The organism is Trinickia sp. NRRL B-1857, assembly GCF_050470685.1.
Lineage (GTDB): Bacteria > Pseudomonadota > Gammaproteobacteria > Burkholderiales > Burkholderiaceae > Trinickia.
Genome location: NZ_JBFLUK010000001.1, coordinates 280173 through 303379 on the forward strand (window position 1 = coordinate 280173; position 23207 = coordinate 303379).

The window sequence follows — 23207 nt, forward strand, 5'->3', positions numbered from 1 at the left end:
GTTGAAAGGTTTATTCGAAATGCCGAATGAGATTGCAAATCGACAATCGTCGGCACCCTCGAATGACAAGTTATGCGATGCAATCGTGGCGGACTTGATCGGGATCAACCGAGTAAGGGAATGCCCCCATACACTCTCCCATAGAGCATCGCTCAATAGGAGAACAAGAATGGATAGACCCAAGGATTTGCCCGTCGGCGCCGCGGGCGCGGGGACCGCCACCACGGTGCAGCCCAGTACGCGCAGGCTCGGTGTGACGCTGCTAACGGGCGTAGTGATTGCCTCGATGATCGGCGGCGGCGCATTCAATTTGCCGCAGAACATGGCGCAAGGCGCGGGACTCGGCGCCGTCATCGTCGCTTGGGTCATTACGCTCGTCGGCATGTTCTTTCTCTCCAATACGTTTCGCACGCTCGCCGATAAGCGCCCCGATTTGAAGGCCGGCATCTATTCGTACGCACGAGAAGGATTCGGCGCGTTCGCCGGTTTCGAAATGGCGTGGGGATATTGGTTGTCGGCCGCGTTCGGCAATATTGCGTTCGCAATTTTATTCATGCAAACGCTTGGCGTATTTATCCCCGTGTTTCGCAGCGGCAATAATTGGCCGGCGATTCTGGGCGCCTCCGCACTCGTCTGGGTCATGAATTTCATCGTGCTCTCGGGCGTGAAGCGCGCGGCCATCATGAACGTCATCTCGAGCGTCCTGAATATCGGCTCGATCGTCGTTGCGCTTAGTTCGATGGTCGTCGCGTTCAAGGCCAACCTGTTCACCTACGACTTCTGGGGCACCGAGCAGCATCTAGGCAGCTTAGTTGGGCAGGTGAAGAGCACCATGCTCGTTACGCTCTGGGTCTTCATCGGCATCGAAGGCGCCGTCGTCGTGTCCGATCGCGCCGAAAAGCCCGCTCAGGTCGGCAGGGCCACCTTTCTCGGCCTGTTGATGTGCACGACGCTGTATTTCTTGCTCTCCGCGCTGCCGTTCGGCGTCATGCATCAAGCTCAGCTCGCCGGCTTGGCGTCGCCCTCGGCCGCCTACGTGCTCAAAGCGGCGGTGGGGCAGTGGGGCGCCGTGTTCATTTCGATCGCGTTGATGTTGTCGCTGCTCAGTTGCTGGCTCGCGTGGACCATTCTCGTTGCGGAATTGCCGTATGAAGCGGCGAAAGACGGCGTGTTTCCGAAGTTTCTTGCTCGCGAAAACCGCAGGCATGCAGCGGCGCCTTCGCTCTGGCTGTCCAGCACGACCATGCAAGCCGCCGTGTTCGTGGTCTTGTTCGCGAATAACGCGTGGAACTGGCTCATTTCGATCACCGGCGTCATGATTTTGCCGCCGTATCTATCGAGCGCATTGTTCCTCTGGCGCTATGCCACGCAGCCGGATTACCGCTCCTCGCACGGAGAGACCGCACGCGAGTCGATTTGGACCGGCGTGCTCGCTTCGGTCTATTCGGTCTGGTTGCTCTATGCGGCGGGCCCGCAATTCCTTCTTATGTCGACGATCTTGTTTGCGCTCGGCATCCCCGTCTTTTGGTGGGCGCGTCGTGAGCATGCGCCTGGGCAGGCCGCGCTTACGCCGCGCGAGAAAGCCGCGGCCGTGCTGCTCGTGCTCGTTGCGATCGTCGCGCTGTCGCTGTTCTTGGCGGGCATCGTCAAGCTCGGCTGACTGAAAGCCCCTTTAGACGCATGACGATCGACGCTGTTCTTTTGCAGCCTTAACCGACGAGAGAGCGCAATGTCGTACGAAACGTTGTTCGGATTCCTGTTTTGCTGCGCGCGGCCTGCCGCACCGACGATTGCGTCCGCTCGGTTGCAACGCATGGTCGATGAGTTGAATAGGCTCGGCTACGTCACGACGGTGACCGCGACGACGGACGAGGCGGCTACGGCCGTGCGCAGCGATGCATCGGTGGGGTGCATCGTCGTCGAATGGTCGCTGACGGAAAGCGAACACGAGGTGGAAGGGCTTATCCATTTCGTGCGGGCTCGCGGCTTGGAGGTGCCGATCTTCGTGTTGGTCGAGCGGCACCTGCTGGAGGAAATCCCCGTTTCCGTGCTGGGGCAAGTGACGGGCTCCGTTTTCATCGAAGAAGACACGCCCGAGTTCGTCGCACGCAATTTGGCCACTCACTTGCGCGATTACGCGGCTAGTTTGAGGACGCCGTTTTTCGGCGCACTCGTAGATTACGCCGATCGCGCAAATCAGATGTGGACGTGTCCGGGGCACAACGGCGGCGTCTTTTATCAAAAGAGCCCGATCGGCCGTGCGTTCGTCAAGCACTTAGGCGAGGCCGTGTTTCGCAACGACCTCGACAATTCCGTGACGGAAATGGGCGACCTGCTCACGCATGAAGGTCCCGCGCTGGCCGCGCAAAAAGCGGCTGCGCACATCTTCGGCGCCGAGCGAACGTACTTCGTGCTGAACGGTACGTCGACATCGAACAAGATCGCGCTAGGCGCGCTCGTTGCGCCGGGCGATCTCGTCCTCTTCGACCGAAACAACCATAAGGCCGCGCACCACGGCGCGTTGTTGATGGCGGGCGGCGTGCCGATCTATCTGCCCACGACACGCAACGCGCACGGAATGATCGGGCCGATCGAGTATGCCTCGCTCGACGAAGCCTCGATCCGAGAGCGGATTCGCCGTCATCCGCTCGTCAAAGACCCCGAGGCCTGGCGGCGTCCGCGGCCGCTGCGCGTGGCCGTCATCGAGCAATGCACCTACGATGGGACGATCTACGATGCGCAGTTGCTCGTCGAGCGTCTCGGGCCCTTGTGCGACTACATCCTGTTCGATGAAGCGTGGGCGGGCTTCATGAAGTTTCATCCGTTGTTCGCGGGACGGTTTGCCATGGGCGTCAAGGAGCTGGGTGCCGATTCCCCGGGATTGATGGCTACGCAATCCACGCATAAGCAGCTCGCGGGTTTTTCGCAGGCGTCGCAAATCCACGTCAAGGACGCCCATCTTGCCGGGCAGCGCAGGCAGGTGAGCCATCGCCGGCTGAACGAGACGTTCATGCAGCACGCGTCCACCTCGCCGTTCTATCCGCTATTCGCGTCGCTCGACGTCGGCGCGCAGATGATGAAGGGGCGCTCGGGCGAGGTCCTGTGGGACGACACGATTCGGCTCGGTATCGAATTGCGTAAGAAGCTGCGTGCGCTCAAGCATGAGGTCGACCGAAGCGAAGACGATGTCTCGCGCCGCTGGTTCTTCGATCCGTTCGTACCCGACGTCGTGCAATGGCAGGGACGCACCCAGCGATGGGAGGACGTGCCGACCGATGCTTTGGCCAGCGATTCGCGCTATTGGCAGCTTGCACCCGGGGCCGCATGGCACGGTTTCGACGTGCCGGCGGCCGGCTATGCGATGACGGATCCGAACAAGCTCACGCTGCTTACGCCGGGCTTCGACCGGGCGACGGGCGCCTATGCGCGCGAGGGCATACCGGCTGCGATCGTCGCGCAGTTCCTGCGCGAGTGCGGCATCGTGCCCGAGAAGAACGACTTCAACAGCCTGCTGTTTCTGCTGACGCCGGGGCTCGAATCGTCGAAGGCCGGCACGCTGCTGTCGGCGCTCTTGCGCTTCAAGACGCTCTACGACGAGAACGCGCCGCTCGAGCAGGCACTGCCGGTATTCGCCCATACCTATCGCGACCGATACCGCGATATGTGCTTGCGTGATCTGTGCACGCAAATGCACGACTTCTATCGCGAGCATCAGATCAGCCGCCTACAGCGCGAGTCGTTCGCCGACGCGCATTTACCGGAAGTCGTGATGTCGCCGCAAGAGGCGATGCACGAACTCGTGCGCAACAACGTCGAGCTCGTGCCGGTGAGCGAAGCGCGTGGCCGCGTGGCCGCCACGCTTGCGCTCGTCTATCCGCCCGGAATCGGGCTCGTCGTGCCGGGCGAGCGCTTCGACGAGCGCGCGCAGCCGATGCTCGACTACTTCCTGGCCATCGAGGAAGCGGGCAACCGTTTCCCGGGCTTCGAAAACGAAATTCAAGGGATCTACCGCGAGGTCGAGGCCGATTCCCGCGTACGTCTTTACACGTACGTCATTCACGCTTGATTCTGGAGAAACGCATGACGCTTGGAGTCCATTCCGAAGCCGGCAAACTACGCACCGTGATGGTATGCAAGCCCGGCCTCGCGCATCGCCGCTTGACGCCGGCCAATTGCGGCAGCCTCTTGTTCGACGACGTCATTTGGGTCGATCGCGCGATCGAGGATCACGAAGTACTCGTCGGCGCGATGCGCGAGCGCGGTATCGAAGTGCTCGAATTTCATCATCTGCTCTCTCAAGTTCTGCTCGATCGTGGCGCGCGCGATTGGATTCTCGATCGGCGCATTGTCGAAGAAGAGGTCGGCACCGGTATGTTGCGCGAATTGCGACTCTGGCTCGAGGAGATGCCCGCGCAACAGTTGGCCGATTGCTTGATCGGCGGCATTGCGAAGGCGCAGTTGCCGTTCGACGCACGCGGACTCTTCGGCGGCTACTTGGAGCGCTCGGATTTCGTCGTTCAGCCGTTGCCGAATTTGATCTTTCAGCGGGACCCGAGTTCGTGGGTCTACGGCGGCGTGACGCTCAATCCGATGTATTGGTCCGCCCGGCGCAAGGAGACCTTACTGCTTGCGGCCGTCTATCGCTTCCACCCCCGGTTCGCGGATCAGGTGCGGACGTGGTGGGGCGATCCGGACGTCGATCACGGGGCGCAAACGCTCGAAGGCGGCGACGTCATGCCCATCGGCGCGGGCGTCGTGCTGATCGGCATGGGCGAGCGCACGAGCCCGCAAGCGGTGACGCAAGTCGCGCGCCGCTTGTTCGCCGCGCATGCGGCCAAACGCGTGATCGCCTGTCAGTTGCCGAAGGCGCGTGCGTCGATGCACCTCGACACGGTCTTTTCGTTCCTCGACATCGACTTCGTCAGCATCTATCCCGATGTGGCGCAAGGCATTCAGTGCACGAGCCTTTACCCCGGCGACGAGCCGGGCCGCATTCGCTACGAGCGTCATGACGAACCGTTCTTGTCCGTGGTAGCCGGCGCGCTGGGCATCGGTTCGCTGCGCGTGCTCACGACAGGCGGGGACACGTACGAAACCGAGCGCGAGCAATGGGACGACGGCAACAACGTCTTGGCGCTCGATCGGCGGGTCGTCCTCGCTTACGACCGCAATGTCTACACCAATCGCAAGATGCGCCAGGCCGGCGTGGAAGTCATCGAAATCCCAGGCGGCGAGCTAGGCCGCGGCCGAGGCGGCAGCCATTGCATGAGCTGCCCGATCGCGCGCGATCCGATCGAGATCTGACGCGAGCCGGTCAACCCGAAACAAGGCTAAGGAAAATCACATGTTCAATGTCCACAATCGTAGTTATCTGTCGCTCATGGAGTACACGCCGCGTCAGATCCGTTATCTGCTCGATTTGTCGCGCGACTTGAAGCGCGCCAAGTATGCCGGTATCGAGACGCCGCGGCTGACCGGCAAAAACATCGCGCTGATTTTCGAAAAGACGTCGACGCGCACGCGCTGCGCATTCGAGGTGGCCGCGCACGATCAAGGCGCGCATGTGACGTATATCGATCCGACGGGCTCGCAGATCGGTCACAAGGAGTCGATGAAAGATACGGCGCGCGTGCTGGGCCGAATGTACGACGCGATCGAATACCGCGGCTTCGGGCAGGAAATCGTCGAGGAGCTGGCGCGCTATGCGGGCGTGCCCGTCTATAACGGCCTGACCGACGAATTCCATCCGACGCAAATGCTCGCCGACGTCATGACGATGCACGAATTCAGCGACAAGCCGCTGCACGACATCGCCTATTGCTATATCGGCGACGCCCGCAACAATACCGGCAACTCGCTCATGATCGTAGGCGCCAAGCTCGGCATGGATGTGCGGTTGTGCGCGCCGCGTCACCTATGGCCGCAAGAGGCGCTGGTCGAGGAGTGCCGCAAGATCGCCGCCTCGACGGGCGCACGTCTGACGTTGACGGAAGCCCCGCAAGAAGCGGTGAAGGGCGCCGACTTCATCTATACCGATGTTTGGGTATCGATGGGCGAGCCGTTCGAGAAATGGGGCGAGCGCATCGAGCAGTTGCTCCCGTATCAAGTGAACGCCGCCTTGATGGCGGCCAGCGGCAATCCGCGCGTGAAGTTCATGCACTGCCTGCCGGCGTTTCACGATGCGAATACGCACGTCGGCAAGCAAATCGCCGATGCCTATGGACTGCGTGACGGCGTGGAAGTCACGGACGAGGTGTTCGAATCGGACGCATCGATCGTCTTCGATCAGGCCGAGAATCGGCTGCATACGATCAAGGCGATTTTGGTCGCCACGTTGGCGATGTAAGCGCGGCGCGAGGAACGACACTATGCGAATCGTGATCGCATTGGGCGGCAACGCGCTATTGAAGCGCGGGCAGAAGATTAGCGCCGAGGCGCAACGCGCCAACATTCGGCTGGCGGCGGCGCAACTCGCGCAGGTGGCCGAGGGCAACGAAGTCGTGATCGTGCACGGCAACGGGCCGCAGGTGGGGCTGCTGGCGTCGCAGGAGCGCGAGGCCAGTACAAGTGCGGGTTTTACGCTCGACGTCCTCGATGCCGAAACCGAAGGGATGATCGGCTATCAGCTCGAACTGGAATTGCGCAACTGTCTGCCGAAGGGGCGCGTATGCGCGACGCTGTTGACGATGGTCGAAGTGGACGCCGGCGACGGTGCGTTCGAACGTCCCGATAAACCGATCGGCGCCATGATGACCGAGGCGAGTGCGCTCGAGGCGGCAAAGGCGAAGGCATGGTCGATCGCTCGCGACGGTACGGGCTACCGGCGCGTCGTACCGAGTCCGAGCCCGAAACGCCTCGTGCAATTGGCGCCGCTGCGTTGGCTCCTCGAACAGCACGCGATCGTCATTTGTGCTGGCGGGGGCGGCATCCCTGTCGTCGCCGACGAAGACGGCACGTTGCGCGGGATCGAAGCGGTCGTCGACAAGGATCGCAGCGCAGCGCTCGTGGCCGAGGCGATCGACGCCGATTTGTTCGTCATCGCGACGGATGTGGCCGGCGTGTTCGCCGATTGGGGCACGCCCAACGCGACGCTATTGCGGCATTTGGAGCCGAGCGTATTGCGCGAGCGTGCATTTGCGGCGGGTTCGATGGGTCCGAAAGTGGAGGCGGCGGCGCAGTTCGCCGAACGCACGGGGCGTCGGGCCAGTATCGGCGCGTTGACCGAGGTTGCCGCGCTCGTCGAGGGTACGGCGGGTACGAGCATGTTCGCACAGCGCAGCGAAGCCGGAGGGAAAGATTCGGCTGTTGCCTTGAAGACCGACTGAACGCGGCAAGCCGAACCGGATCGCTCGGCTCGGCTCGTATCTATCGAAACGAGCCGAGCGATCGAATACGACTCGATACTCGATACTCAATAACCGGTCAGCACGATCCGCCCATCGACCTTACCCTCTTTGAGCTTGGCGAATACGGCGTTGATGTTGTCGAGGCGGTCGTGGTGAATATGCGCACGCACTTTGCCTTCCGCCGCGAAATCGAGCGATTCCTGAAGATCGCGCCGCGTGCCGACGATCGAGCCGCGCACAGTGATGCCGTTGAGTACGGTCGAGAAAATCGGCAGCGGAAAATCGCCGGGCGGCAGGCCGTTCAGCGAAATCGTGCCCCCGCGCCGCACCATCCCCAACGCTTGAGCGAATGCGCTGCGCGAGACGGCAGTGACGAGCACGCCATGCACGCCGCCGATTTCCCGCTGAATGACGGCAGCCGGATCTTGGGTGGCCGCGTTGACGGTCAACGTCGCGCCGAGCTTGCGCGCGAGTTCGAGCTTATCGTCCGCGACGTCGACGGCAACGACATGCAGGCCCATGGCCACTGCATATTGCACGGCTACGTGCCCGAGTCCCCCGACGCCCGAGATGGCGATCCATTGGCCGGGACGCGTGTCTGTCACGCGAATGCCTTTATAGACCGTCACGCCGGCGCACAAAATAGGGGCGATTTCGTCGAAGGCCACATTGGCTGGGAGGTGGCCGACATAGTTCGGATCGGCCACGACGTATTCGGCATAGCTGCCGTTGACCGAGTAGCCCGTGTTCTGCTGATCGTGGCAAAGCGTTTCCCACCCTGTCTGGCAGTACTCGCAATGGCCGCAGGCGGTGTACAGCCAGGGCACGCCTACACGGTCGCCTTCCTTCAAGTGTTTGACGCGCGATCCGGCGGCCGCGACGTAGCCCACGCCTTCGTGCCCCGGAATGAACGGCAGCGCGGGTTTGACGGGCCAATCGCCGTCGGCTGCGTGTAGATCGGTGTGGCAGACACCCGATGCTTCGATTTTGACGAGCACCTGTTCGGGCTCGGGTGTCGGGACCGGGACTTCCTCGATACTCAACGGTTCGCCAAATGCATGCACGACAGCAGCTTTCATGACTCGGGCCATCGCCGACTCCTATTCGGTTGGGAGAGATGGCCAGTATCGATTCCTCGGCCGCCTACGCGGTTGAGGCAGATCAACTCAAGCGAGCGGATGCGCCTGCTTGAGCGTGTCGGAGGGGCGTACGCCGAATAGGCGGCGATAATCGGCCGAGAATTGGCTGAAATGCCAGAAGCCCCAGGCGGTGGCGATGTCTTGTACCGAAAACGCATGCGGCGCGGCCTGAGCGGCCTCGGCCAACTCGCGGCGAGCACCGTTCAGTCGCAGCGCGCGCAGGTAAGCCGCGGGTGCGAGGCCCGCGACGTCTTGGAAGCAGTATTGCAGCGTGCGACGACTCACATGCAATTGCTCGCACAACTCGGGCACGCCGATCGGCCGATCGCGATGGGCGATCGCATAATCGCGTGCGTCCATCACGAGCGCGAGCCGCCGGCGATAGGTCGATGTGCGCATCGATTCGTTCTCGGCGCGCGGTTGTGTAACGCATAGATCGAAGAGCGCCTCGAGCACCGACGATTGCAATTGATTGCGCGAAAACGCACTCGGTGGCGCGCCGAGGTGTGCGCTGTGATCGAGGATCGTGCGTAGCGACGCCACGAGCCGTGCCTTGCCCGCGGCGCCGATCGCGACGACTGAGCCGTCGAATAGCGGCTGCCCGAGCGCAAGGTGTTCGACGTCCGATGCATAGCGCCGCAGCGCCTCGCCTTTGACGACGATGCCGAAAAATTCGTGATGCGCGGGCGTGAAGAGTTCGAATTCGACGCCACCGGGCCGCAGCGCGAGGGCGTCTTGCCCGATCGGCTGTCCGTCGATACGACCGGCGCCCGCATCGCAGACGGGAATGCCGAACCAATAGGCATCCGATTTCACTTCGCAGCTTTGGCGTAGCGTATGGCTCGTCGTTTCGCGAAAGACGGTCATGCGATCGAGGAACAGTTCGACAAGCGTGCCCGTGAAGCGCCCGGCGCTCAACTGATCGTAGGTCTGATGCCAACCGTGCAAATTGCGGGCGTGCTCGTCGGCATCGTGCGCGATCGACATGCACAGCGGCTGGGCGCCGCCGGCCTCGCTGCGGTGCGGCGCATCGAAGCAGGGCAGCGAATGAGGGGAAGTGGGCGTCATGGCCGCTGCGATGCAAGAGCCACGCCAGAGGCTTCGAGCGCGTCGCTGTCGTCCTTTAGCGCGACGCCGGTCAGCGCGAGGCGCCTCGCTTGCGTTAGCAAATAGTGCAGCTTATGCGCGGCCTGCGCATAGCCGAGCCCTTCGGGCCGAACATTTGAAATGCAATTGCGTTCGGCGTCGGTGCGTCCCACGCGGGGACCGTACGTTAGATAGATGCCGAGACTGTCGGGCGAGCTCAAACCCGGGCGCTCGCCGATGAGGACGGCCACGATGTTTGCGCCGAGGACTTCGCCGATCTCGTCGCCGAGCGCGACACGCGCTTGCTGAGCGAGTACGACGGGACCGATGCGCCATCGCGCGAGCCTTTCGCGCGCGGCCACGAGAACGGGGAGCGCATGATTGGCAACGGCGAAGGCGGAAAGCCCATCGGCCACGACGAACGTCAGTTCCGGCGCATCGGCGCGCGCCTGTTCCAGCGTGCTGCGGCTCTCGGGCGAGAGGCGCCGTCCGAGATCGGGGCGTCGCAAGTATTGCGCGCGATCGCCGGCGGCGCTCAGCGCATCGAGCGTGGCGAAGCCGGCGTCTTCCAACGCCGTCCGCAACGGTTCGATCGCGAACGGGTGATGCACGGCATCGCGGGCCTTGGCATGCGAAAGTTCGAATGCGAGCAGTGCCTCGGTGGGCAGGCCGTGTCCCGTTCGGCCCAAGGCGATGCGCGCGCGCGTGAAGCGGCGTAGCGCGTGCCACGGATCGGGGGCGATTGAGCGATTCATGGCGAGTCCACCCAAGCCGATGCACTCTCCAGCAGCGGCTGGCGTGGGGAGGCCGGCAAGAGGGCGCCGCGCGCATCGACGATGCGCATCGATTCGAGCCAAGCCTCGAACTCCGGTGCGTGACGTAGACCCAATACGTCGCGCAGATACAGGGCATCGTGAAACGACGTGCTTTGGTAGTTGAGCATGATGTCGTCGGCGCCGGGAATGCCCATGATGAAATTGACGCCTGCCACGCCGAGCAGCGTCAGCAACGCGTCCATATCGTTCTGGTCGGCTTGCGCGTGATTCGTGTAGCAGATATCGCAACCCATCGGGACACCTAGCAGTTTTCCGCAGAAGTGGTCTTCGAGTCCCGCGCGCGTGATCTGCTTGCCGTCGTAGAGGTATTCGGGGCCGATGAATCCCACCACGGTATTGGTGAGCAGCGGTTCGAAGCGCCGGGCCACCGCATAGGCACGTGCCTCGCAGGTTTGCTGATCGACGCCGTGATGGGCGACCGCCGAGAGTGCGCTGCCTTGTCCGGTTTCGAAGTACATGACGTTCTCGCCGACGGTGCCGCGACCGAGCGAGCGCGCGGCGTCATGCGCTTCGCCGAGCAGCGCGAGCGAAATGCCGAAGCTCGCATTGGCCGCTTGCGTGCCGGCGATCGATTGGAAGACGAGATCGACGGGTGCGCCGCGTTCGATCGCCGCGATCGTGTTCGTCACGTGGGTGAGTACGCACGATTGGGTCGGCACTTGGTGGCGCTCGCGGAACTCGTCGATCATGACGAGCAGCGTCGTGATTGCCGTCAAACTGTCGGTGGCCGGATTGATGCCGATTACGGCATCGCCGCAGCCGTACATGAGGCCGTCGAGCATCGAGGCGGCGATGCCTTTGACGTCGTCGGTGGGATGGTTCGGTTGCAGGCGCACGGAAAGGCGGCCGGGCAGCCCGATCGTATTGCGAAAGCGCGTGACGACGGGCCGCTTGCGCGCAACCGAGATCAAATCTTGATTGCGCATGAGCTTCGATACGGCGGCCGTCATTTCGGGCGTCAGCCCCGGTGCGATACGAATCAGCGCGGCGGTATCGGCGTCATCCGAGAGCAGCCAATCGCGGAAATCGCCCACAGTCAGATGATCGATTTCGGAGAAGGCATCGGTATCGTGCCCATCGACGATGAGACGCGTGACTTCGTCGTCCTCATAGGGGATGACCGCTTCGCTCAAGAACGTACGCAGCGGGGTGGCCGCGAGCGCGAGTTTGGCGGCGACGCGTTCTTCCTCGCTCGCGGCGGCTAGACCTGCGAGTTCGTCGCCGGAGCGCTGCGGGCTCGCTTTGGCAAGCATCGTTTTCAAATCGGCGAACCGATATACGCGTGCGCCGACCGTCTCCTTGTAGCCCATGCGAATGACTCCCGTCGATGCTCAGTCTTCGATGAGTGCGTCGGCGGGCGCGAGGGCGCGCCGATGGCGTGTCGTCAAGAAGTAACCGTAGCCGAGCGCGACGAAGAGCGCAAATACGACTGCCACTTCCTGGTTGTAATAGACCATCGCCAGGAGGGAGACGACGGCGGCGGCCAGTGCAAAAGCCGGGAAATAGGGGAACAGCGGCGCGCGAAACGGCCGTTCGAGCGCCGGCTGCGCGCGACGAAGCTTGAACAGGGAAAGCATGCTGATGATGTACATGACGATCGCGCCGAAGACCGACATCGTGACGATGTTCGCCGTGAGCGTTTGGCCCGCGAATTGGACGAGCTCGTCGCTATAGATGGCGGCGATGCCGATCACGCCGCCCGCGATGATCGCCCGATGCGGCGTTCTGAAGCGCGGATGGACCTTGGCCAGCCATTCGGGGAGGTAGCCGGCGCGCGCCAGCGCGAAGATCTGACGCGAATAGCCGAGGATGATGCCGTGAAACGAGGCGACGAGGCCGAAGAGACCGAGCCAGACGAGCATATGCATCCAGCCGCTGTGCTCGCCCACGATGTATTTCATCGCTTGCGGCAGCGGGTCGTTGATGTTGGACAGGCGCGTCCAATCGCCCGCGCCGCCGGCGAAGATCATGACGCCGAGCGCCAGCGCGACGAGCGTAAGGATCCCGCTGACGTAGGCGATGGGAATCGATCGCTTCGGGTTGCGGGCTTCCTCGGCGGCCATGGCAACCCCCTCGATCGCTAGGAAAAACCAAATGGCAAACGGGATCGCGGCGAACATGCCGTGGAACGCACCGGTTTGGAAGTGCTGCGCGCCGGCCCAGCCGCCGTGCGCGAAGTGGCTCCAACTGAATCCCGGTGCGACGACCCCCATGAATACGAGCAACTCGAAGATGGCGAGCAACGTCACGACGAGTTCGAACGCCGCGGCGATTTGCACGCCCACGATGTTCAATGCCATGAACACGAGGTATGCGGCGAGCGCGGCATGCTTGGGCTCGAGCGAGGGAAACTGCACGTGCAGATAGGCGCCGATGGCGAGCGCGATTGCCGGTGGCGCGAAGACGAACTCCACGAGCGTTGCCATCCCGGCCAGATATCCGCCGAACGGTCCGAATGCTTGATGCGCATAGGCGAATGGCCCGCCCGCGTGGGGAATCGAGGTCGTCAGCTCGGTGAAGCTGAAGATGAACGTCGTATACATCGCCGCAACGAAGAGCGACGTCACCATAAATCCCAACGTGCCGGCGCTCGCCCAGCCATAGCTCCAGCCGAAGTACTCGCCCGAGATGACGAGTCCCACGGCGATACCCCACAACTGCCAGGTACCGAGCGTTTGCTTCAGTTCGTGATGATTGACGGCTCGCGCGGGGGCGATGTTTAAGTCGGGCGTCATGGATCTCTCTCCGGTGAGGACGGGGCGGCAAACGCCAAGCGGCATAAGGATCGATAGTAGGGAGCCATATTTCGCCCTGTTATCGAAATTCGGCAAAGTTGGCGCGATTCGCGGGAGGAGGAGAGAGCAATGCCGTATAGGCCGCACCGTCTTACGCGTGCTTGCCCGTACCGGCCGAGCGCCAGCCGGTGCGCGACAGACGCGCGAGCACCTCGGCGCCGTGCGGTGTTACGCGCAGCGCCGCGCGCTCGCCGGGGGCCGACACGCACTGAATGAGGTCGTGTTCGACAAGCGCTTCGAGTTCGGGGCTCGCGGTATCGGCGGTCTCGGGTTCATAGACGATGACGAAGAGCTGAGCGAGTTCGTGCGGCGACAACATAGGCGGGCTCCTGTATGCGAGAGGGGCGAGTCGGGCTTGCGATCCAACCTTGCAAGATGCCTTCAATGAAGCGTTCTTGCAGTTTCTCCGAAAGCTTTCGGCCGGACTATCGGTCGCTTGCCCCGTTTCGCGTCGGCAATGGCTGCCCGTGCGTAGGAATCGTTCGAGTTGTCGGATGATAGGAGGAATGCGCGCGGCCGGCCGACGGCGTCAAAACGTCGCGCGTCAGGCGATGGGCGTGCTGGCCCGGTGGGGGGAAATTAGAATGAAAGCATGGCCAAGTGGCTGCCCAATTCGTTAGGAGTCCTCCGATGATTCGTGTGCTCCTCGCGGATGACCATGCGGTCATGCGCGAATGTCTGCTGCACATTCTCGAAGCGGCGCAGTCGTTCGTCGTGGCCGGCCAGGCACACGACGGCGAATCGACGCTCGCACTCGTACGGGAGACGAATGCAGACGTACTCGTGCTCGATCTGACGATGCCGGCGGGCGGCGGCATCGCGCTCATCGAACGCGTGCGGACCGCAAATCCGCATCTACGCGTGCTGGTACTGAGCATGCACGTGGAGTCTCACGTGATGGAGCGGGCCTTCAGAGCGGGCGCCTCGGGCTATTTGACGAAGGAAAGCGCCGGTGTGGAGCTTGTAGCCGCCGTGCGCAAGATTGCGCGCGGCGAGTTGTATGCTGACCCCGGCGGCGCCCGGCACGGGGCGCAAGTCGACCGGCCGGCGGTGCGCCGGCCGCAGGATGTGCTCACGAGCCGGGAGTGCGACGTGCTGCGCCGTCTGGCCGCGGGAGAAACGAGCCGGCGTATTGCGCAGGTACTCGATCTCACGCCGCAAACGGTCAGCACGCACAAAAAGCGGATCCTCGAGAAGCTCGCGCTCGCGAACGATGCGGCGCTGATCCGCTATGCGCTACGCAATGGGTTCGGGGAGGAAGGCGACGAACTGAATCAGCCCTAGGTGTTTACGCGGACCTAAAGTATTAGGGCCGGACGCCGTAATCCTATGGAGCCATGCTGGCCGGTATTCGTGCTTCGACATCGCGCTAACGTTTGCGCGCTCCAGTCTGTCTGTCCTCTTGCGACTTCGTCTATGCAATCGACCGTGATTGATCGGAACGGCACGTGCGCCGCCTCGGTGCGCGCTGCCTTCAAGGCGCTGTACCTCGTGTCGGGCGCGGCCGCGCAGCTCGGCGCGCACGGCTTGCGTGTCGAAGACAGCCAATGGCAGGCGCTGGCGCAGGCCGCGCGCGATGCGAATACGGCGTTGCAGGCCCATGAGGATGCGAAGGACGACGCCACGACGGCGATTCGGCGTTTGTCGACGGTGTGCGATCACCTGCTCGAACGACGCGCGACCGGCCATCCGTGCCCGTCCACCGTATGGCGCGATCTCATGCGCGCCGGGCGCGACGCCTACGAGCAATTGGATCTCTAGCATCGCGCTCGATATCGCAACCTCAGAGTCCGCTCGACGCGGCGCGCTGACGCAAGAGCCCGAGCACGGCGTCGCAAAAGGGCGTCGGCACGTCGAGCTTTCGTCCGAGTTCGGGGAATACCCCGAGGATCGGGTCGATTTCGAGCGGACGTCCCGCTTCGACATCTTGCAGCATCGAGGTTTTGAAGGCGCCGAGTTCACGCGTGACGGCCACGCGCTGCGGGGCCGACATGCCCGTCGAGAGACCGAGGCGCCGGCCGATCGTATCGGCTTCCTCCATCATCCGTAAAACGAGCGCATGCGTGAGCGGATCGTCGAGCAGACGATCGGCCGTCGAACCCGTCAGCGCGCTGAGCGGATTCATATTCATGTTGCCCCAAAGTTTGGCCCAGATCTCGTTGCGAATGTCGTCGGTTGCGCTCGCATCGAATCCGCCGGACGCGAGCGCCGCGGTCAGCTCGCGCGCCGCCGGTGCGCATCGCGCGTCGGCGGCGCCGATGACAAGGCGATTGCCGCGTCCGCGCTTGACGAGTCCGGGCTCCACGCTGGTCGACGACAGATGGACGACGCAGCCGATGGCTCGCTCGGCGGGCAGCACGGCCGACACGCGCCCATCGGGATCGACGGCTTGCAAGGGCTCGCTGCGCGGGAAGCCCGTCAGTCCGTGCGCAAACCACCACGGCAGCCCATTCATCGCACTGACGACGAGCGTCTCGGGTCCGATCAACGGCCGCAGCGACTCGGCGAGTTCGGGCAGCGCTTGCGCTTTTAGTGCGATGACCACCACGTCTTGCTCGCCGATGAGGTCGGCCCGGTCCTCTGTTTGGACATGCACTGCGTCGGCGGGTCCGTCTTCAAGAAGGATTCGGATTCCGTGCGCTCGAATCGCGGTCAGCGTCCGGCCTCTGGCCAATACCGAGACCTGTTGACCCGCATGCGCGAGCGCGGCGGCCAGTAGCGCGCCGATTGCACCGGCGCCGACGACGCAGCTCCGCACCGGGCGCATGCCGTTTCGATTGTGCACGTCCATTCGCTTACTCCTTGTATGACGGATCGATTTTATCCACCTGACGCAATAGGGCGTCGAGTACGTCTTGGCCGGCTCCGTGGGCGGGATCGAATTGCAATGCGTCGCGCGTGCAGCGGGCCGTGATGTCGGGCGCGATCGCTCGAGCGCCGCCGAGCGCCGCCGTGGCAAGCTGAATCTCGCAGGCGCGATTGAGCGTCCACAGCCGCGCGAAGGTCTGCGCAATCGTCGAGCCAACCGCGAGCAAGCCGTGATTGCGCAAGATCATGAGGCGCCGCGCGCCGAGATTGGCAACGAGCCTAGGTCCTTCGTCCGAACGCACCGTGATGCCTTCGAAGTCGTGGTAGGCGACCATGCCGTCGAGTTGGGCCGAATAGAAGTTGGCGTTTTCGAGCCCTTGTTCGCAACACGCGACGGCCAAGCCTGCCGTCGTGTGGGTGTGCATGACGCAGTGGGCGTCGTCGACCGCGCCGTGGATTGCTGCATGAACGACGAACCCGGCCGGGTTGAACCTGTAAGGCGAGGGCTCGAGAACATTGCCCGCTAGATCGATCTTGAGAAGATTCGAGGCGGTGACTTCCGTGTAGTGCAGCCCGAACGGGTTGATCAGGAATTGCGTCCCGGGGCCGGGGACTCGCAGCGTGATGTGGTTGTAGATCAACTCGGTCCAGCCGAGCATGGCGAAGATGCGATAGGTGCCTGCGAGTTCGATGCGCAACGCACGTTCGGTGTCGTTCATGACCATCTCCTAAGCGCCGGGATGCGGCGCGGGTCCGGTCCAGCATAGTTCAAACTAGTTGCGCGCACAACTAGTTTGGCATGCGCACGGCGCGGGGCTGTCCGTGGATCGAGCGGCACGGATCTAGGGATCGAACGAAGCGGGAGCTAGAGGCGGGGGCGAAACGACAAACGCCTACCGGCAGGCGGTTGAGTACCGTCTGCCGGTAGGCGATATGCGGGGGTGAACCGATGAAAGAGATGGTGCGAGGAGCGGGACTCGAACCCGCACACCATTGCTGGCGTCAGGACCTAAACCTGGTGCGTCTACCAATTTCGCCATCCTCGCGCCGAAGCGGCACATATCGTGCGCTTCGATGTGTGGCTTGCTTCCATCTCACTGCATGAGCCCGCGTTAGCGGCGCTCCATGTGAGCGAAAGCGTAAGCGCGAGATTCTAACCTATCTGCGCGCGTTGTGTCGACGATTTCGGCAAGCGAGCGTGGACCTACGGGCGGCTACCGAGCGAATCCGAGTCTGAATCTCGTCCGAATCCGCGATGCGCCGCCGCGATTCATTGGCTGCCGGTCAGGGCATGCGCGATCACTTTATCGAGCGCTTGCCCGAGCGCTTGCGCCTGTGCTTCGTCGAGACAAGCGAACAAATCGGCATTCCATTTGCGCGCGATCGGCATCACTTTGCGAAAGAGCGCTCGGCCCTCGGGCGTGAGCGAAATGACGACCGAACGTCCGTCCTCGGGGCTCGGCGCTCGGGCGACGAGGCCGCGTTGGATCAGCGCTTCGGCCGCGCGGCTCGCCTGACTCTTGTCGAGATTCGCGTGCTTGGCCAAGTCCATGATCGAGAACGGCCCGAACGAGCCGACCGATGCGATGACGCGCGCCTCGGGCAACGTAATCCCGAGCTTGGTTTGATAGCGTTCGCTGATGCCTCGATCCGAGAGCTTGTTCAGCACGTGCATGCGGTAGGTCAGAAACTGCTCGAGCCCGGCTTTGGCTGCGGCCTTCATAGGTCGTATCGATCTCGTCGAGAGTGGGCGGGAAAGAGGCGTTGGGGCAGTGATTGTTGCCGCATCCGGCGCGCTCGGTCAACGCGGTCTTTCCCGGTGGCGGCCGGCGCGCAGGCTCGTAGGAGACGCGCCGGCCGGCGCTCAGGCGCCGAACTTCAAGCGCGCGAGTTGCTCGGCTTCGTTGGCGAGCAGGTGCGCCGCATCGCGAATCGCGACGTCGAGCGAGATCGGCCCGGGCGCGGGCGAGAAACATCCGCTGAAATGTTCGCTCAAGCGCGCGAGCGCTTTCGAATCGACGCCGCCCGAGAGCAAGGTGGCCGGCACGCCGGCCGCGCGCGCATGGCGACATGCGATGAAAGGTGCTTTGCCGTGCAGCGTCTGGACATCGGAGCGGCCCTCGCCGGTGATGAGCCAGTTCGCGCCGTCGAGCGCCGCGTCCAGCCCGACCTGAGCGGCCACGACTTCGGCGCCCGGCTCGAAGCGCGCGCCGAGCAGATGCAGCGCGAAACCGAGCCCGCCGGCGGCGCCGGCGCCCGGCAACGCACGGCCTTCGCGGCCGAGCGTGCGCTCGGCGAGTTCGGCGAAGTGGCCAAGGATGGCATCCAGCACGCCGACCCGCTCGGGCGTCACGCCTTTTTGCGGTCCGAAGACGGCGGTGGCGCCGTGTTCGCCGGTCAACGGATTGTCGACGTCGGACATCGCAACGAACGACGCTTGCGCGAGTCGCGGATCGAGCTCGCCGGCATCCACGCTCGCGAGTTTGGCGAGCCCTTCAGGCGTCGGTTCGAGCTCGCGCCCGTCGGCATCGAGCAGTTTCAAGCCGAGACCTACGAGCAGACCCGCGCCGCCGTCGTTCGTGCTGCTGCCGCCGAGCGCGACGAAAAAGCGGCGCGCACCGGCGTCGAGTAGCAGCCGAACGGCTTCGCCCATCCCGCGCGTGCCGCGCGCCTCGACACCGGTTTGCATCGCTGGCTCATCGGTGATGCCGACGATTTCCGCGGTCTCGATGATGGCGCTACCGTCGGGCAAGAGCCCCACGGCCGCTTCGCGTTCGGCGCGTGCCGCACCGCGTACGCGAAGCATGCGCCGCTCGCCGCCGCGCGCGAGCATCGCGTCGAGCGTGCCTTCGCCTCCGTCTGCCATCGGGCACAACCGCACGGTCGCATCGGGCAGGGCACGCCGCACGCCTTCGGCGATGGCTTCGGCAACCGCTTGAGCGCTCAGCGAGCCTTTGAACGAATCGGGGGCGATGACGACGGTGGGTGTGCTGCGAGGCATGGTGTCTCCGGATGAGGGTGGCGCAGGGCGTTGACGCTTCGGCGCTCGGTTTTTTCGCGGTGTGCTCGAACGCGAGCTTATCAGTGCGCGCGCCTCGTTGGATATACGCGAGCGCATGTCAGGCATCGCGCGGCGTTAAGGCTTTTAAGGCGGCTTCGCAGAAGGGCAAGGGCGCGGCGGCGGCTCGGCTCGGTAGGCTCCGCGTTGCGGCAAGCCCCAAATCAGGGTTGTACCGATCAATAGTTTGCTAGAATGTCCGATTCTTCCGATCCAACCCGTGCCGAAGGCGGCAAGATTCAAGCAGCCTGGGGCGGTGATTGCGGCATCCCCCAGGGCAAGACGCAACACGTGGGCACGGCGAGAGATAACTGATTCGCTTGAACAATTTAGGACGATTGAAGCCATGGCTAACGTTGTTGAAAACCTCGGCAAGCTTGAACGCCGTGTAACGATTTCCCTGCCGAAAGACACGGTGCAGAAGGAAATCGATTCGCGCATCCGCCAACTCGCGAAGAACGTCCGCATGCCGGGCTTCCGCCCGGGCAAGGTGCCGCTGAAGATGGTGACGCAGCAATACGCTGGTCAAGTCGAAGCCGAAGTGCTGAGCGACAAGGTCGGCAAGCAATTCTTCGACATCAGCCGCGCCGAAAATCTGCGCGTGGCCGGTCAGCCGAGCTTCAGCCCGAAAGAGGGTGCGGCCGAAGACATCTACGCGTTCGACGCGACGTTCGAGGTCTACCCGGAAGTGAAGATCGGTGACCTCGCCACTGCCGAAGTGGAACGCTCGGTTACGCAGATCTCGGAAGCCGAAGTGGATCGCACGCTCGACATCCTGCGCAAGCAGCGCGTGCACTACCACGCGCGCGGCGAAGCCGGCGAGCACGGCGACGGCGGTGCCGACGTCTCGGCCAAGAGCGGCGATCGCGTGACGGTCGATTTCGTCGGTAAGCTCGACGGCGTCGCATTCGAAGGCGGCACGGCCGAAGACTTCGCGTTCGTACTCGGCGAAGGCCGGATGCTGCCCGAGTTCGAGCAAGCCGCGACGGGTCTGTCGGTTGGCCAGCAGCGCGAGTTCGATCTGAAGTTCCCGGACGACTACCACGGCAAGGATGTGGCGGGCAAAACGGCTCAGTTCACGATCACGATGAAGACGATCGAATGGCCGCACCTGCCCGAAGTCGACGCCGAATTCGCGAAGACGCTTGGTATCGCCGACGGCGATTTGACTAAGATGCGCGCCGAGATCAAAGAAAACCTCGAACGCGAAGCCAAGCGCCGCACGCAGTCGCTGGTGAAGAACCAGGTGATGGATGCGCTGCTCAAGGTTTCCGAACTCGAAGTGCCGAACGCGCTGATCGAGCAAGACCAGCAGCGTCTGGTCGAAATGGCGCGTCAAGATCTCGCGCAACGCGGTGTTCCGAACGCAGCCGACGCACCGATCCCGGCCGAAATGTTCAAGGAACAAGCCGAACGTCGCGTGAAGCTGGGCCTCGTGCTGGCCGAGCTGGTCAAGGAAAACGGCCTCGAGGCGAAGCCCGAGCAAATCCGCGCGGAAGTCGAGGAATTCGCTAAGAGCTACGAAGACCCGAAGGAAGTGATCCGCTGGTATTATTCGAACAAACAGCGCCTCGCCGAAATGGAAGCGTACGTCGTTGAAAGCAACGTCGTCGAATTCATACTCGGCAAGGCGAAGGTGACGGATAAGGAAGTCAGCTTCGAAGCACTGGCGAGCGCCTCGGCGCAAGCGTAAAGCATCGCCCGAAACGGCGTGCAGGCTGTCGAGGCGACGGCCGCACGCCGTTTTTTATGCTGCGCGGATTTGTTGCGTCGCAGCGAGCGCGCGCTGTCTTCCTGCCGTTTCTAGACCCATTCCGAACAAGGATCCATTGCATGATCTCTCGCGCTCAACTGTTGGACACGTTGGCTTCCCACGCGCCGCGCGATTTCGAGGCGCAAGCGCTGGGGCTCGTTCCGATCGTCGTCGAAACGAGCGGCCGCGGCGAGCGTTCGTACGATATTTATTCGCGCCTGCTCAAAGAGCGTGTGGTTTTCATGGTCGGCGAAGTGAACGACCAAACTGCTAACCTGGTCGTGGCTCAATTGCTGTTCCTCGAGAGCGAGAATCCCGACAAGGACATCAGCCTGTACATCAACAGCCCCGGCGGCTCGGTGTCGGCCGGGATGGCGATTTACGACACGATGCAGTTCATTAAGCCCGACGTCTCGACGCTGTGCATGGGCCTCGCGGCCAGCATGGGTGCGTTCTTGCTGGCATCGGGCGCGAAGGGCAAGCGTTTCGCATTGCCGAATGCGCGCGTGATGATTCACCAGCCGCTCGGCGGCGCGCGTGGCCAGGCATCCGATATCGAGATTCAGGCGCGCGAAATCCTGTATTTGAAGGAACGGCTTAATCAGTTGCTCGCTCAGCATACGGGGCAGCCGGTCGAGCGTATCGCGCGCGATACCGATCGCGATAATTTCATGTCGGGCGACGACGCGCAGGCTTACGGCCTCATCGATCAGGTCCTCCAAAAGCGCCCTTGATGCATCGTGCGTGGGCTGGCGCTTCTCCGAGTTTGTTCTTAGGGGCGACGGCCGACTCAAGCGATGTTATAAATGGTCGATAATAGGTCTGGGCGCTGACGTCATTGCATATGCCGTCGCGCCGGCCAGCCGATTCGATCCGACCCTGCGGTAGGGCGGCGAACGGCGTGCCAGTCATTCGAGTGTCCGGAGGCTCGTATATCCATGGCGGACAAGAAAGGTTCGAACAGCGAAAAGCTGTTGTATTGCTCGTTTTGCGGCAAGAGCCAGCATGAGGTCAAAAAGCTCATCGCAGGCCCGTCTGTGTTCATCTGCGATGAATGCATCGACTTGTGCAACGAGATCATTCGCGACGAAGCCGCGGGAGCTGGCACGGACGCAGGCTTGTCGAAATCCGATTTGCCTAGCCCGCAAGAGATCCGCGACATCCTCGATCAATATGTGATCGGGCAGGAGCGCGCAAAGAAGATTTTGGCCGTGGCGGTGTACAACCACTACAAGCGGCTCAAGCATCTCGACAAGAAAGACGAAGTCGAGCTCTCGAAGAGCAATATTCTGCTGATCGGACCGACCGGTTCGGGCAAGACCTTGCTCGCGCAGACGCTCGCGCGGCTGTTGAACGTCCCGTTCGTCATCGCAGACGCAACGACGCTCACCGAAGCCGGCTACGTCGGCGAAGACGTCGAGAACATTATTCAGAAGCTGCTGCAAAACTGTAACTACGAAGTCGAAAAGGCGCAGCGCGGCATCGTCTACATCGACGAAATCGACAAGATCAGCCGTAAATCGGATAACCCGTCGATCACGCGCGACGTGTCGGGCGAGGGCGTGCAACAGGCCCTGCTCAAGCTCGTCGAAGGCACGATGGCTTCGGTGCCGCCGCAAGGGGGGCGTAAGCATCCGAACCAAGACTTCATCCAGGTCGATACGACGAACATCTTGTTCATCTGCGGCGGTGCGTTCGACGGTCTCGAAAAGGTCATCACGGACCGCACAGAGAAAACCGGTATCGGTTTCGGCGCGAGCGTGAAGAGCAAGCAAGAGCGCGACGCCGGCGAGGTGCTGCGCGAAGTCGAACCCGAGGATTTGATCAAATTCGGGTTGATCCCCGAACTGATCGGCCGTCTGCCCGTGGTGGCGACGCTCGGCAAGCTCGACGAAGCGGCGCTCATGAAGATCTTGGTCGAGCCGAAGAACGCCCTCGTGAAGCAGTACAACAAGCTGTTTGCGATGGAGCGTGTCGAGCTCGAGATTCGTCCGGCGGCGTTGCAAGCCGTGGCGCGTAAGGCGATTCGCCGCAAGACGGGCGCACGCGGCCTGCGTTCGATTCTGGAACAGGCGTTGCTCGACGTCATGTACGAATTGCCGGCGATGAAAGGGGTCAGCAAGGTCATCATCGACGATAACGTTATCGACGGCGACGGCAAGCCCCTGCTCATCTATGAAGAATCGCCTAAGGTTGCGGGCTCGAATTGATTAGCCCTAAACCTTTCGCAGGAATGGCCGTTCATGGAGACGTGAACGGCTTTTTTCGTTTATCTTGTGGGTAACACTGACTGCTTCTGCACACATCGAACTTTTCCCACACGCGCAGGCTTGCAATTCGCACCGCGGGCCTCAACTACCGAACGAACTGATTCCACTCATGGGGA

Annotated in this window: 20 protein-coding genes and 1 tRNA gene; 10 read left to right on the forward strand and 11 right to left on the reverse strand. The window is 62.8% G+C overall.

What is annotated here, in order from left to right:
* Nucleotides 1-169: 169 nt before the first annotated feature.
* The 5 genes from AB1286_RS01310 to AB1286_RS01330 all read left to right on the forward strand — a co-directional run bounded on the left by AB1286_RS01310 (nt 170) and on the right by AB1286_RS01330 (nt 7325).
* Entirely contained in the window at nt 170-1660 is a 1491-nt protein-coding gene (locus AB1286_RS01310; protein WP_430361564.1) for a basic amino acid/polyamine antiporter, read from the forward strand.
* Nucleotides 1661-1729: 69 nt separating this feature from the next.
* The gene (gene speC, locus AB1286_RS01315; protein WP_430361565.1) at nt 1730-4066 is read left to right on the forward strand and encodes an ornithine decarboxylase; all 2337 of its coding nucleotides are present in this window, start codon (nt 1730-1732) and stop codon (nt 4064-4066) included.
* 14 nt (nt 4067-4080) lie between these two features.
* Complete coding sequence (locus AB1286_RS01320; protein ID WP_430361566.1) at nt 4081-5304, forward strand: arginine deiminase; 1224 nt, start codon at nt 4081-4083, stop codon at nt 5302-5304.
* Between the two features lie 40 nt (nt 5305-5344).
* Entirely contained in the window at nt 5345-6346 is a 1002-nt protein-coding gene (locus tag AB1286_RS01325) for an ornithine carbamoyltransferase (RefSeq protein ID WP_430361567.1), read from the forward strand.
* Nucleotides 6347-6368: 22 nt separating this feature from the next.
* Nucleotides 6369-7325, forward strand: a complete 957-nt coding sequence (locus tag AB1286_RS01330) for a carbamate kinase (protein WP_430361568.1) — start codon at nt 6369-6371, stop codon at nt 7323-7325.
* A gap of 86 nt (nt 7326-7411) precedes the next feature.
* Here the strand turns inward: AB1286_RS01330 and adhP are convergent, their stop codons facing one another.
* From adhP to AB1286_RS01360, 6 genes are all read right to left on the reverse strand, one after another.
* Complete coding sequence (gene adhP, locus AB1286_RS01335) at nt 7412-8437, reverse strand: alcohol dehydrogenase AdhP (protein WP_430361569.1); 1026 nt, start codon at nt 8435-8437, stop codon at nt 7412-7414.
* A 75-nt stretch (nt 8438-8512) separates the two neighbouring features.
* Nucleotides 8513-9553 (reverse strand): helix-turn-helix domain-containing protein, encoded by a 1041-nt coding sequence (locus AB1286_RS01340; protein WP_430361570.1) that lies wholly within the window; start codon nt 9551-9553, stop codon nt 8513-8515.
* Nucleotides 9550-10326: an ethanolamine ammonia-lyase subunit EutC gene (gene eutC / locus AB1286_RS01345; protein WP_430361571.1), complete on the reverse strand. Its 777-nt coding sequence runs from the start codon at nt 10324-10326 to the stop codon at nt 9550-9552. The genes AB1286_RS01340 and eutC overlap by 4 nt, the downstream gene beginning before the upstream one ends.
* Nucleotides 10323-11717 (reverse strand): ethanolamine ammonia-lyase subunit EutB, encoded by a 1395-nt coding sequence (locus AB1286_RS01350; protein ID WP_430361572.1) that lies wholly within the window; start codon nt 11715-11717, stop codon nt 10323-10325. The genes eutC and AB1286_RS01350 overlap by 4 nt, the downstream gene beginning before the upstream one ends.
* Before the next feature lie 21 nt (nt 11718-11738).
* A complete protein-coding gene (gene eat, locus AB1286_RS01355; protein ID WP_430361573.1) occupies nt 11739-13142 on the reverse strand; it encodes an ethanolamine permease in 1404 nt (467 codons plus the stop codon).
* A 151-nt stretch (nt 13143-13293) separates the two neighbouring features.
* Nucleotides 13294-13521, reverse strand: a complete 228-nt coding sequence (locus AB1286_RS01360; RefSeq protein ID WP_430361574.1) for a hypothetical protein — start codon at nt 13519-13521, stop codon at nt 13294-13296.
* A 311-nt stretch (nt 13522-13832) separates the two neighbouring features.
* On the opposite strand from AB1286_RS01360, the gene AB1286_RS01365 reads away from it, so the two are divergent.
* Together AB1286_RS01365 and AB1286_RS01370 are read left to right on the forward strand one after the other, a co-directional pair.
* Nucleotides 13833-14486, forward strand: a complete 654-nt coding sequence (locus AB1286_RS01365) for a response regulator (protein WP_430361575.1) — start codon at nt 13833-13835, stop codon at nt 14484-14486.
* A 144-nt stretch (nt 14487-14630) separates the two neighbouring features.
* On the forward strand, nt 14631-14963 hold the full coding sequence (locus AB1286_RS01370; protein WP_430361576.1) for a hypothetical protein: 333 nt from the start codon (nt 14631-14633) through the stop codon (nt 14961-14963).
* 22 nt (nt 14964-14985) lie between these two features.
* On the opposite strand, the gene AB1286_RS01375 is transcribed toward AB1286_RS01370, so the two are convergent.
* The 5 genes from AB1286_RS01375 to AB1286_RS01395 form a co-directional block, all read right to left on the reverse strand.
* Nucleotides 14986-15993 carry a 2-dehydropantoate 2-reductase gene (locus AB1286_RS01375; RefSeq protein WP_430361577.1) on the reverse strand — a complete coding sequence of 336 codons (1008 nt, stop codon included), beginning with the start codon at nt 15991-15993 and terminating at the stop codon, nt 14986-14988.
* Between the two features lie 4 nt (nt 15994-15997).
* Nucleotides 15998-16729, reverse strand: a complete 732-nt coding sequence (locus AB1286_RS01380; protein ID WP_430361578.1) for a class II aldolase/adducin family protein — start codon at nt 16727-16729, stop codon at nt 15998-16000.
* A 240-nt stretch (nt 16730-16969) separates the two neighbouring features.
* A tRNA-Leu gene (locus AB1286_RS01385) sits at nt 16970-17056 on the reverse strand.
* A gap of 224 nt (nt 17057-17280) precedes the next feature.
* Nucleotides 17281-17733, reverse strand: a complete 453-nt coding sequence (locus AB1286_RS01390; RefSeq protein WP_430361579.1) for a MarR family winged helix-turn-helix transcriptional regulator — start codon at nt 17731-17733, stop codon at nt 17281-17283.
* A 141-nt stretch (nt 17734-17874) separates the two neighbouring features.
* Complete coding sequence (locus AB1286_RS01395; RefSeq protein WP_430361580.1) at nt 17875-19011, reverse strand: glycerate kinase family protein; 1137 nt, start codon at nt 19009-19011, stop codon at nt 17875-17877.
* 403 nt (nt 19012-19414) lie between these two features.
* On the opposite strand from AB1286_RS01395, the gene tig reads away from it, so the two are divergent.
* From tig to clpX, 3 genes are all read left to right on the forward strand, one after another.
* Complete coding sequence (gene tig, locus AB1286_RS01400) at nt 19415-20761, forward strand: trigger factor (protein WP_430361581.1); 1347 nt, start codon at nt 19415-19417, stop codon at nt 20759-20761.
* 140 nt (nt 20762-20901) lie between these two features.
* Entirely contained in the window at nt 20902-21555 is a 654-nt protein-coding gene (gene clpP / locus AB1286_RS01405; RefSeq protein WP_102649167.1) for an ATP-dependent Clp endopeptidase proteolytic subunit ClpP, read from the forward strand.
* A gap of 204 nt (nt 21556-21759) precedes the next feature.
* Nucleotides 21760-23031, forward strand: a complete 1272-nt coding sequence (gene clpX, locus AB1286_RS01410; RefSeq protein WP_430361582.1) for an ATP-dependent Clp protease ATP-binding subunit ClpX — start codon at nt 21760-21762, stop codon at nt 23029-23031.
* Nucleotides 23032-23207 lie beyond the last annotated feature (176 nt).